General features: G+C 71.7%; 11 protein-coding genes. 9 read left to right on the top strand and 2 right to left on the bottom strand.

All coding sequences use genetic code 11. The features are described 5' to 3' along the window. Positions 1-128 precede the first annotated feature (128 nt). Complete coding sequence (locus AB0M82_RS27820) at positions 129-1,109, top strand: LLM class F420-dependent oxidoreductase (RefSeq protein WP_364727681.1); 981 nt, start codon at positions 129-131, stop codon at positions 1,107-1,109. A gap of 29 nt (positions 1,110-1,138) precedes the next feature. Here the strand turns inward: AB0M82_RS27820 and AB0M82_RS27825 are convergent, their stop codons facing one another. After that, a complete protein-coding gene (locus AB0M82_RS27825) occupies positions 1,139-1,327 on the bottom strand; it encodes a hypothetical protein (RefSeq protein ID WP_364727683.1) in 189 nt (62 codons plus the stop codon). Positions 1,328-1,621: 294 nt separating this feature from the next. Here AB0M82_RS27825 and AB0M82_RS27830 point away from each other — a divergent pair, with 294 nt between their 5' ends. From AB0M82_RS27830 to AB0M82_RS27850, 5 genes are all read left to right on the top strand, one after another. Beyond that, positions 1,622-2,392 carry an SDR family NAD(P)-dependent oxidoreductase gene (locus AB0M82_RS27830; RefSeq protein ID WP_364727686.1) on the top strand — a complete coding sequence of 257 codons (771 nt, stop codon included), beginning with the start codon at positions 1,622-1,624 and terminating at the stop codon, positions 2,390-2,392. A 26-nt stretch (positions 2,393-2,418) separates the two neighbouring features. Continuing rightward, positions 2,419-3,411, top strand: coding sequence for an LLM class flavin-dependent oxidoreductase (locus tag AB0M82_RS27835; RefSeq protein WP_364727689.1), 993 nt, complete (start codon positions 2,419-2,421; stop codon positions 3,409-3,411). Positions 3,412-3,477: 66 nt separating this feature from the next. Then, complete coding sequence (locus AB0M82_RS27840) at positions 3,478-4,332, top strand: SDR family NAD(P)-dependent oxidoreductase (RefSeq protein ID WP_364727691.1); 855 nt, start codon at positions 3,478-3,480, stop codon at positions 4,330-4,332. A gap of 20 nt (positions 4,333-4,352) precedes the next feature. Continuing rightward, positions 4,353-5,132 carry an SDR family oxidoreductase gene (locus tag AB0M82_RS27845; protein WP_364727694.1) on the top strand — a complete coding sequence of 260 codons (780 nt, stop codon included), beginning with the start codon at positions 4,353-4,355 and terminating at the stop codon, positions 5,130-5,132. Further along, positions 5,132-5,698, top strand: a complete 567-nt coding sequence (locus AB0M82_RS27850) for a nuclear transport factor 2 family protein (RefSeq protein WP_364727696.1) — start codon at positions 5,132-5,134, stop codon at positions 5,696-5,698. The genes AB0M82_RS27845 and AB0M82_RS27850 overlap by 1 nt, the downstream gene beginning before the upstream one ends. Positions 5,699-5,735: 37 nt before the next feature. Here the strand turns inward: AB0M82_RS27850 and AB0M82_RS27855 are convergent, their stop codons facing one another. Then, on the bottom strand, positions 5,736-6,434 hold the full coding sequence (locus AB0M82_RS27855) for a TetR/AcrR family transcriptional regulator (RefSeq protein ID WP_364727699.1): 699 nt from the start codon (positions 6,432-6,434) through the stop codon (positions 5,736-5,738). Between the two features lie 233 nt (positions 6,435-6,667). On the opposite strand from AB0M82_RS27855, the gene AB0M82_RS27860 reads away from it, so the two are divergent. From AB0M82_RS27860 to AB0M82_RS27870, 3 genes are all read left to right on the top strand, one after another. Next, entirely contained in the window at positions 6,668-8,029 is a 1,362-nt protein-coding gene (locus AB0M82_RS27860) for a phenylacetate--CoA ligase family protein (RefSeq protein WP_364727701.1), read from the top strand. Then, positions 8,026-8,724 carry a hypothetical protein gene (locus AB0M82_RS27865; protein WP_364727704.1) on the top strand — a complete coding sequence of 233 codons (699 nt, stop codon included), beginning with the start codon at positions 8,026-8,028 and terminating at the stop codon, positions 8,722-8,724. Before AB0M82_RS27860 ends, AB0M82_RS27865 begins: the two co-directional genes overlap by 4 nt. A 101-nt stretch (positions 8,725-8,825) precedes the next feature. Further along, positions 8,826-10,043: an ABC transporter substrate-binding protein gene (locus AB0M82_RS27870; RefSeq protein ID WP_364727706.1), complete on the top strand. Its 1,218-nt coding sequence runs from the start codon at positions 8,826-8,828 to the stop codon at positions 10,041-10,043.

Consider the following 10,043-nt stretch of genomic DNA (forward strand, 5'->3'; position numbering starts at 1 on the left):
GTGGCTGCGGACGAGGACACCGTGCGGGATGTCATCCATGCCGTTGCGGATGAGCCCGGACCGGGTCATCCTCGGCGAGGTCCCTGCAGCTTGCCCTGGAGTGCACTCCAGGGTTTAGCGTCGAGACTATGAGCATTCGGCTTGGCTACCAGATCCCCAACTTCAGCTACGGGACGCCGGTCACGGACCTGTTCCCCACTGTGATCCGCCAGGTGCGGGAGGCGGAAGATGCCGGCTTCGACGCCGCGTTCGTGATGGATCACTTCTACCAGTTGCCCGGCATCGGCGAGCCGGACGAACCGATGCTGGAGGCGTACTCCGCGCTGAGCGGACTGGCCACCGCCACCTCGCGGATCCAACTGTCCGCGCTTGTCACCGGAAACACCTACCGCAACCCGCCGATGCTGGCCAAGAGCGTCACCACGCTGGACGTGGTCAGTGGCGGACGTGCGGTACTGGGCATCGGCGCAGGCTGGTTCGAACTGGAACACCGGCAGTTCGGCTGGGAGTTCGGCACCTTCACCGACCGGTTTGAACGACTCGACGAGGCGCTGCAGATCATCGAACCGATGCTGCGCGGTCAGCGCCCAACCTTCGACGGCAAGTGGTATTACACCGAGAACGCGATCAACGAGCCCAGGATTCGCGACGACCTGCCGATCATGCTCGGTGGCAGCGGTGAGAAGAAGACCTTCGCACTGGCGGCGCGCTTCGCCCAGCACCTCAACATCATCTGCGACCCGGCAGATCTGCCTCGCAAGCTCGATGCGCTCGACCAGCGATGCGACGAGGCGGGCCGGGACCGGTCCACGTTGGAGACGAGCTTTCTGGGCTTCGTGATGATCGACGAGAACGGCGACCGGGCCAGGGAGCAGCAGCGTGCCTTCCTGCGCAGCCGAGGAATCGACCTCGACGCGCTCGCCGACAAAGAGCGTGCGGCGGTCACGGCTCGCCAGTTCGTCGGTGATCCCGACCAGGTCGCCGCAGACCTGAAAGCCAGGGTCCTCGATCCTGGCGTCGATGGCCTGATCATCAACCTGGTCACCAACGGACACCAGCCCGGTGTGGTCGACCTGGCCGGGCGCACCCTGCGCAAGCTGGTCGACTGAGCCCGATGTACTGCCTCCCAACCCAGTGATCAATATTGGTCACCGCACCAGCGCAGTGGCTGCCGGGCGGTGAGGGTTCCGCCGCCGCCCGGCACCTCCTCGCCGTCCCAGGAGGCCAGGATGCGCAGCGCGTCGTGCGAGGGGGTGCCCGGCTCGGCGGTCAGCACGATCATGTCCGGCGCGCCCGGGCCTTCCGCCATGCCGCTGGACCCGTACACCAGGCGGCCGTAGCGCTGCTCCCGCGTGCTTTCGTCGCGGATCGGGGCGGCGACGCCTCATCTGGTGCAGCGCGGAAGACGTCGCCCCGAGGGCACCGACCAAGGCGGACGACAACGGATCGACGGTGACACCCCGCCGCGCGAACTCTCGCGTGGCGGAGGCCGCCGGCGGGAACCGCGTTCGGGGCCGGAACCTGGACGCTCGCACGCCGTGCTCCTACCGTTCACCCTGGGACCGCCGGCATCGCCGCACGAGCGTGCCCGCCGGGAAAGTCCATTCGGGAGGTCGGCACGATGCGAGGGTTCGAGGGTCAGGTCGCGGTGGTCACGGGCGCGGGCTCGGGGATCGGCCGGGCGAGCGCGCTCCGGCTCGCGGCCGGCGGGGCGCACGTCGTCGTCAACGACATTTCGGCGGAAGCCGCCGAGGAGACCTTGACCGAACTGGCCGCCGCCGGTGGGTCGGCGGAGGCCGCGGTCGGTGACGTGCTCGGTGAGGGCTTCATCGACGAGCTGTTCGACAAGGTCGTCGCCGCTCACGGCCGGGTCGACATCGTGCACAACAACGTCGGATTCGGGCGCCGGTCGGCCATTGTGGACGTTACCGACGAGACCTGGGCGCGAGGCATCGACGGCAACCTCGGCGCCACCTTCCGGGGCGTGCGGGCGGCGCTGCGGGTGATGGCCCCGCGGCGCCGGGGTGCGGTGATCAACACGTCGTCGCTCGCCGGGCTGGCGAAGGTGCCGGGTGTGACGCCCTACTACGGCGTGGCGAAAGCCGGTGTCGTCCAGCTGACCCGGGAGGCCGCGGTCGAGGCCGGGGAGTTCGGCGTCCGGGTCAACGCCGTGGTGCCGGGGTCGGTCCGTACCCCATCCCTGGAGGCGTTCTTCGGGTCGGACTTCGACGCGTACGTGCGGCAGCTGCCCTTGCGGCGGATGGTAGAGCCCGGCGACATCGCCAACCTCGTGGCCTTCCTCGCTTCCGACGAAGCCTCGGCCATCACCGGCGTCGCCATCCCGGTCGACTGCGGGCAGAGCGCCGTGATGTACCAGCCGTCGGTCGGCTGACCGCGGAACCCGGAGGGAAGCGGTCCATGCGAACCGGCCTGTACTTCGACATGCGCAATCCCGCGCCCTGGCGCCGGGACCCCGTGCAGCTCTACGGCGAATTCCTCGAATTGTGCGAGGAGGCCGAGCGGCTGGGGCTCGACTCGGTGTGGGTGACCGAGCACCACGGCTTCGACGACGACTACCTGCCGGCCCCGTTGACGCTGCTGGCCGCGGTCGCCGCCCGGACCACCCGGATCCGGCTGGGTACCGGCGTGGTGGTCGCGCCCCTGCACCGGGCGGCCGAGATCGCCGAGCAGGCCGCGGTCGTCGACCTCCTCAGCGGCGGCCGGCTGGACCTCGGGCTCGGCGCCGGGTACCGCCCGACGGAGTTCGAACTGTACGGCGCGTCGATGCGGACCCGCTACGCCGAGAACGACGCGCGGGCCAGGGAAGTGCGTGAGCTGTGGCGGTCGGGCGCCGTGACGCCGGCTCCGGTGCAGCCCCGGCTGCCGATCTGGATGGGTTACCTCGGGCCGAAGGGCGCTCGGCGAGCCGGGTTGCTGGGTGAGCACCTGCTGACGGCGGACGCGCGCAGCTGGGAGCCGTACCGTGCGGCGCTCGCCGAGGCCGGGCACGACCCGGCCGGCGGGCGGATGGCCGGTGGTGTGCAGGCCTGGGTGACCGACGACCCCGAGCGGGACTGGCCGGTGGTTTCCCGGCACCTGGCGGCACAGGTGGACTCCTACGCCCGGCACGCCCGCCAGGGCACCGCGCTGCCACCCGCGCGACCGGTCGATCCCGAGCGGCTCCGCGCCGGGGAACCGCGTACGTCGTTGAACTACTTCTTCTACGGCACCCCGGAGGACGTGGCCGCCCGGATCCTGGACTACACAGCGGGCGCGCCGGTCGAAGCGGTGTACCTCTGGGCGGGCCTCGCGGGCATGGGCCAGGACCTGGTCGCCCGGCACGTCACGACGATCGCGACCCGGCTCGCGCCGCTGCTGCGGGCGGCGGACCCGACGCACGACGCCGGCTGACGCACCCGAACCCGGTTCCCTCCGCACCCTCTCCGCCGCGCCCGATCGGCGGGCTACCGTCGGGACATGGCGGAGTACGAGGCGGCGACGGCGCGGCCGGCCGGCGAATCCCTGGCCGGCCGGGTCGCGCTCGTCACCGGCGCGGGCCGGGGACTCGGCCGGGCGCACGCCTTGGCGCTCGCTTCGGCGGGCGCGGCGGTGGTCGTCAACGACCTCTCCGTTTCGGTCGACGGGACCGCGGCCGAGGACGGCGATTCCGCCGCGCGGACGGTGGCTGCGATCGTCGCGGCGGGCGGGACGGCCGTTGCCGACCGGTCCGACGTCTCCCATTTCAGCGGAGCCGAGGCGGCCGTGCGGTGCGCGCTCGGGACCTTCGGCGGACTGGACATCCTCGTCAACAACGCGGGCATCCTCACCGGCGCCGGGGTGGGTGAACTGTCCCAACAGGAACTGGAGCGCTGCCTCGCGGTCAACGTGATCGGCAGCGCCGGGACCGTCCGCGCGGCCTTCGAGCACATGCGCGGCCGGCGCCACGGCCGCGTGGTCAACACGATCTCCGAGGCGGGCCTGCGGACGGGCTGCCACGCCGGCGTCGCGTACGCGGCGGCGAAGGCGGCGTTGTGGGGGCTGACGATGGCGTTGTCCGACGAGGCCGCGCCGCACGGCATCACGGTGAACGCCGTGTCACCGGGCGCGCGCACCCGCATGTCGCAGGATCACTTGGACCGCGCCGGCGGTGAGCTGGACCTGGCGCCCGCGCACGTGTCGCGGATCGTCCTGGCGCTGGTCGCCGACTCGGCGGGCGACGTCACGGGCCGGGTGGTGCACGCCGCCGGCGGCGCGGTCCGGGAGTACCGGCTGCGCCGGGAAGCCGACACCCCGCTCACCCGGCGCCTGACCCGCTTGGGCGCGCCGCGTTGAGCACGACAGGAGGACAGTCCATGCCGGACACGACGACGTCACCGGGCACCATCGGCCGGCGGCTGGCGGGGAAGGTCGCCCTGGTCACCGGGGCCGGGCAGGGCGTCGGGCGGGGGACCGCGCTGGCGCTGGCCCGCGAAGGCGCCTGCGTCGCGCTGGCCGGGCGAACGGTCTCGAAGTGCGAGGCGGTGGTGGCCGAGATCGACGCCTTCGGCGGCTCGTCGATCGCGCTGGCCTGCGACGTCACCGACCGGGCCCAGATCGAAGCGGCCATCGACGACACAGCCGGCCGCTTCGGCGGACTCGACGCGCTCGTCAACAACGCCCAGACCTCGGTGCAGCGCTTGCTCGCCGAGACGACGCCCGAAGACGTGGACGTGTGCTGGCGCAGCGGGCCGCTGGCGACGCTCCACGCGATGCAGGCGGCGCTGCCGCTGCTGCGGGCCAGGGGCGGCGGCTCGATCGTGAACTTCGGGTCCAGCACGGCCATCGACGGCAACGTGACTTTCGGTGCGTACGCGATGGCCAAGGAGGCGATTCGCGGGTTGTCGCGGGTGGCGGCGCGCGAATGGGGCCGCTACGGCATCCGCGTGAACGTGGTCGTACCCAATGCGCTCTCTCCCGCCGCCGAGCAGTTCAGCAGGGACGAGCCCGAGCGGTTCCGGAAGGTGACCAAGGCGATGCCCCTGGGTCGCATGGGTGATCCGGAGACCGACATCGGGCGGGCGGTCGTCGCGCTGGTGAGCGACGACCTCGCGTACCTGACCGGTGACACGCTGATGCTGACGGGAGGCGCGTGATGGCCGGGACGATCGAGCAGCGGCTGGCCCGGGTCGAAGCGCGGCTGGACATCGGGCAGCTCCCGATCCGGTACGCCCTGGCCGTGGACCAGCGGGACCTCGACGCCTGGGTCGCGCTGTTCGTGCCCGACGTCGACATGGGTCGCCGGGGCACGGGGCGGCCGGCGCTGCGCGACTACATCGAGCCGCGGTTGCGCTGGTTCTACCGCTCGGTGCACCTGCTGGCCGGGCACCGGATCGACCTCGGCCCCGACGGGCCGGACGGGGCGCCCGCCACGGCCACCGGGCAGGTGTACTGCCGGGCCGAGCACGAGGTCGGCGACCGGTGGATCGTGATGGCGATCCGGTACGACGACGTCTACCGGCGGGTCGACGGCGAGTGGTTGTTCGAGCGACGTCGTGAGCGCCATTGGTACGCCGCGGACCTGGCCGAGCACCCGCAGGCCGTGGGGTTCGACAGCTGGGGGACCGGTGGTCCGCCGGCGTTGCCCGGCGCGGACCCGGCCTGGCACGGCTTCTGGGCCGGGGTGCCGGACGCGCCGTCCGGCCGTCCGGTGACCGGCTGACCGCTGTGCCGGCCGGACACCGATCGGCGCGGGTGCGTCAGGACAGGGCGCGCAGGGTGCGCTCTTCGCCGGCGTCGGACGCCGGGCGCAGGGCCCGCAGCACGAAGTCCAGTGCGGTGTGCAGGGCCTGCTCTTCGGACATGCCGAGCCGGCCGTTCAGGCCGTCGGCGAACAGCCCGCGCACCAGGTGCCGCACCATCGCGGCGTCGGCGACCGGGTCGCCGGCCCGGAACACCCGGTCCGCCATGCCGCCGCGGAGCACCTCCACGAGCCGCCTGCCCGTCACGTCGTAGAGCCGGTGCACCTCTTCGGGGAGTTCTTCGAGCAGTCCCGCGTCGAGGAACAGCCGGGCGCGTTCCGCGAGCTCCCGCCGGTAGACCGTGCGGACGTTGAACCTCAGCCAGGCCCGCAACCGGTCTTCGGCCGAGTCCGCTTCGGCGATCCGCTTCGCGAGCGTGCGGTCCGCGCGCGCGGTCTCGTCGGCCAGCAGCGCCAGCAGCAGGTGCGCCTTGCTGGGGAAGGACCGGTAGAAGGTGCTGGCGGACGTATTGGACGCGGTCAGCACCTGGCGTATCTTCAGCGAACGGAAGTGTGACCGCTCGAGCACCGCCCACGCCGCGCGCAGGATGTGCGCGGCCTCGGTCTCCTGGGGCGAGTCCGCACCGGACGGTACCGGGGTCATCGCCGGCACGAGGTGCGGCGCGTGGGGACCTTCGACGACGGCAAGCTGCGTCATCGCACCTCCGCTCGGCCGGGCGTCTCCTGAGACGAGAGCGTCTCTAATAGTTAAATAAATTACACTATGGCGACGGGACTTCCAAGCGTCGAACCAGGCACTTGATCTCCACGAATCGCGCGATGTCGTCGGACGCCAACCGGGAACGCCGTTCTCTGGGCCTGCCGGGGCGGGGAGGTTACGGTCGTGACCCAAATCTCTTAATCTTCTAACTCTTTGGTCAAGGGCGATCGATGGAGGTACCCACCGTGGCCGACACGCAGCCCACAGTGCTCGAACCGACTGTGGCCCCCGGCGAGCAGCGCCGTTACCTCGAGCCCGACCTCGAAACCATGCCCCGCGCGGAACTGGAGGAGATCCAGCAGCGACGTCTCCTCGAGCTGGTGCCGGAGGCGTACGAGCGGTCGGCCTTCTACCGCGAGCTGTGGTCCGCCGCCGGGGTCGATCCGGGTGAAGTCCGCTCGCTGGCCGACTTCCGCCGGCTGGTGCCGACGTTCACCAAAAAGGACGTCCAGGCCTACCGGGACCGCACCGGCGACCCGTTCGGCGGCATGCTCCTGACGCCGACGGCCGAGCTGACGTCGATCATGTCCACCTCGGGCACCACCAGCGATCCCGAGCTGATCCCGGAGATCTGGGACGCCTACCCGCCGCTGCAGCTGTGTTCGGCCCGCGATCTCTGGGAGATCGGGCTGCGCCCGGGTGACAAGGTGCTGGTGTCGGCGGGTTCGTTCCGCGGCTTCTACGACACCTTCTACCACGGTATGGGCCTGGTCCCGATCTTCGTCGACACGTGGATCGGCAAGGGCGAGGAGATCGTCCAGGCGCTGCTGCGGTTCCGGCCCGCCTACCTGCAGCTGATGATGCCGACCGTGCTCGAGCTCGAACGGCTGGAAAGCACCTACGACATTCGCGACGCACTGTCGTCCCTCAAAGGCGCCTCCTTCGCCGGGCAGCCGCTCGGGCGGGCGCTCGCCGCGAAGGTCCGCGACGACTGGGGCGTCGAAATGTTCACCTACAGCAGCGCGGGTGACACCGGGACGTGCTGGGAGTGCCGGGAACACGACGGCTACCACCTCTGGGAGGACCTGGTGCTGGCCGAGAGCCTCGACCCGGCCGATGACGTGGCGACCGCCGAAGGCACGGTCGGCGAGCTGGTGGCCACCGACCTGGACAACCGCGCGGCACCCCTGATCCGGTACCGCAGCGGCGATCTCGTCCGGCTCAGCAGACAGCGGTGCGGGTGCGGGCGCACCCACGCCCGCCAGTGGGTGGTGGGCCGGTGCGGCGAGGAGACGACGGTCGCCGGCACCCCGGTGGTGCTCGGCGAGGTCTGGGCCGCCGTCGAATCCCTTCCCGAGACGCAGGACGGCATGTTCCAGATCATCCGCGAATCGGCCACTGTGGACCGGTTGCGGCTGCGGGTCGGCTACGAGCCGGCCCGGACCGCCGACGTGGCCGAGCTGAGCGCCCGGTTGCGGCTCGCGGTGCTGGACCGGGTCGGTGTCGAGCCCGACCTGGACCTGGTCACCGTCGACGACCTGCTCACGCGCAGCTCCAGCGTGGCCAAGTTCCCGCGGGTGGTGCGGGCATGAGCAGGGCGAGCATGGCCGCGGCGCTGGGGGGACCGGTGTCCCCGCTGTTCGGTATCGGGCTGTACCTCGATGGCGACCGGCAGGTCCCGTTCGACATCGGGTGGGCGGAATTCGCCCGCGACGTGCGGTGGGCGCACCGGGTGCTGGCGGTCTGGGGCATCGGCGAAGCCGACCACGTGCTCATCAGCACGCCCAACTTCGAGGGGCCGTGGGCCAGCCCGCTGGTGCGCGCCCTGCGGGACCGCCGGGTCGTTCACAGCAACGCGGAACCGTACGGCTGGGACGTGCGGCGGTCCACGACCTTCCTCCGGTTGCTGTCGTTCCGTGCGTTCGTCGGCATGTCCGAGGAAACGGCCGCCGGACTGCTGCAGCAGGACGACTGCGCCGAGGCGCTGGCCGCGCTGGCGCCGATCTGGGCCCGGCCGGCGGCGATCCGCCCGCTGCGTGACGCGGGTCTGGACCCGGCCGTCTTCGCGATGCTCGGACCCGCGCTCGGACTGGAATGCCCGCAACGGTCCGGGGCGCACGTCGATCCCGCCGAGTGGCGGCTGGCGGAAGGTCCTGACGGCGTCACCCTGAGCACCGTGGGCGACCGCGCACACGTTGTGCGTGACCTCGTGGTCGGCCGGACCGCTGCTCTCGAACACACCCCGTGTCCCTGCGGACTGCCCGGGCCGCGCATCCGGCTCGGCTGACCCCGTCCGGCTGGGTGATCCCCGGCCGCTGTCCTCCAGCACCGAGCGCGTCCGCGCCGGTGCCGCCCCCGCATACCCGCAAGCCCGAGGAGAACCATCCCATGAACAGAACCCGTTTTCGCGCTCCGAACCGGGCGTGGTGGGCCGCCGGCCTGGCGGCCGTGGCGCTCACGACGACCGCGTGCGGCGCCAGCGGGTCGGCCGCGACCGACACCCACGGCCTCACCGGAACCCCCGTCAAGATCGGCGTCCTGGCCAACGTCAGCGGCCCGACCGGGGCCTCGGAGGCGTCGGCCACCAAGGTGTTCCAGGCCTGGGCCGCGCACACGAACAAGGGCGGTGGCCTCGCCGGGCACCCGGTGCAGGTGGTCGTCAAGGACACCAAGGAGGACGCGCCGACCGCGGTGGCCGCCGCCCGGTCCCTGATCTCCGATCACTCGATCGTGGCCGTGGTGGCGGCGAGCACCAGCACGGACCCCGCGGTGGGCGCCATCCTCGCCGACTCCGGGCTGCCGGTCACCGGGGGCATCGGCTACAACCCGACCGTGTGGGGCAAGCTGAAGAACTGGTTCGGCATCACCACCACTTTCCCGCAGGTGGTCAACATGCAGATCGCCTCGGCCGCACCGGTGGGCGGCAACGCGATCTCGGTGGTGGCGTGCGCGGAGGAACCCGCCTGCGTCGCGGCCGTGCCGCTGTTCGAGGCCGCCGCCAAGGCCGCGGGCAAGACCTACTCGGGCACGATGCAGGTCGCGGCCGCCGCCCCGAACTACACCGCGCAGTGTCTCGACCTGGTCAACCGCAAGGTGGACTTCGTCCAGCTGTCGATTTCCCCCGCGGTCGGCGTGCGGGTCGTCAAGGACTGCCAGGCGCAGGGCTACGCGGGCTACTTCGGGTCGTCGGCCTCGGCGATCTCGCCCACGCTGTACCACGCGCCGAACATCCGGCTGGCCGGTGCGCTCAACGCGTTCCCCTGGTGGGCCGACACGGCACCGGTCAAGGACTACCGGGCCGCGATGTCCGAGGAGGGCGTGGCGGACAGCGACGCCGGCCAGCCCGCGGCGACCGCGATGTGGGCCAGCGGTGAGCTGTTCAAGAAGGCGCTGACGCCGGGCGCGGGCAAGGCGGACGACACCGTCACTCGGCAGGCCGTGCTGGCCGCCTACGGCAAGGTCAAGGGCGAGACGCTGGACGGCCTGCTGCCGCAGCCGATCACCTTCACCGCCGACCAGCCCGCCCCGCCGGTGAACTGCTACTGGCTGTACCAGTACCAGAACGGTGCGTTCGCGGGTTCCGCCCAGCCCACCTGCCCCAGCTAG

The organism is Amycolatopsis sp. NPDC051128, from assembly GCF_040682715.1.
Classification (GTDB): Bacteria; Actinomycetota; Actinomycetes; order Mycobacteriales; family Pseudonocardiaceae; genus Amycolatopsis.

Excerpts from the sequence above, each read along its gene's own strand:
- AB0M82_RS27820 (WP_364727681.1), top strand. The coding sequence starts at position 129 with ATGAGCATTCGGCTTGGCTACCAGATCCCCAACTTCAGCTACGGGACG.
- AB0M82_RS27830 (WP_364727686.1), top strand. The coding sequence starts at position 1,622 with ATGCGAGGGTTCGAGGGTCAGGTCGCGGTGGTCACGGGCGCGGGCTCG.
- AB0M82_RS27835 (WP_364727689.1), top strand. The coding sequence starts at position 2,419 with ATGCGAACCGGCCTGTACTTCGACATGCGCAATCCCGCGCCCTGGCGC.
- AB0M82_RS27840 (WP_364727691.1), top strand. The coding sequence starts at position 3,478 with ATGGCGGAGTACGAGGCGGCGACGGCGCGGCCGGCCGGCGAATCCCTG.
- AB0M82_RS27845 (WP_364727694.1), top strand. The coding sequence starts at position 4,353 with ATGCCGGACACGACGACGTCACCGGGCACCATCGGCCGGCGGCTGGCG.
- AB0M82_RS27850 (WP_364727696.1), top strand. The coding sequence starts at position 5,132 with ATGGCCGGGACGATCGAGCAGCGGCTGGCCCGGGTCGAAGCGCGGCTG.
- AB0M82_RS27855 (WP_364727699.1), bottom strand. The coding sequence starts at position 6,434 with ATGACGCAGCTTGCCGTCGTCGAAGGTCCCCACGCGCCGCACCTCGTG.
- AB0M82_RS27860 (WP_364727701.1), top strand. The coding sequence starts at position 6,668 with ATGGAGGTACCCACCGTGGCCGACACGCAGCCCACAGTGCTCGAACCG.
- AB0M82_RS27865 (WP_364727704.1), top strand. The coding sequence starts at position 8,026 with ATGAGCAGGGCGAGCATGGCCGCGGCGCTGGGGGGACCGGTGTCCCCG.
- AB0M82_RS27870 (WP_364727706.1), top strand. The coding sequence starts at position 8,826 with ATGAACAGAACCCGTTTTCGCGCTCCGAACCGGGCGTGGTGGGCCGCC.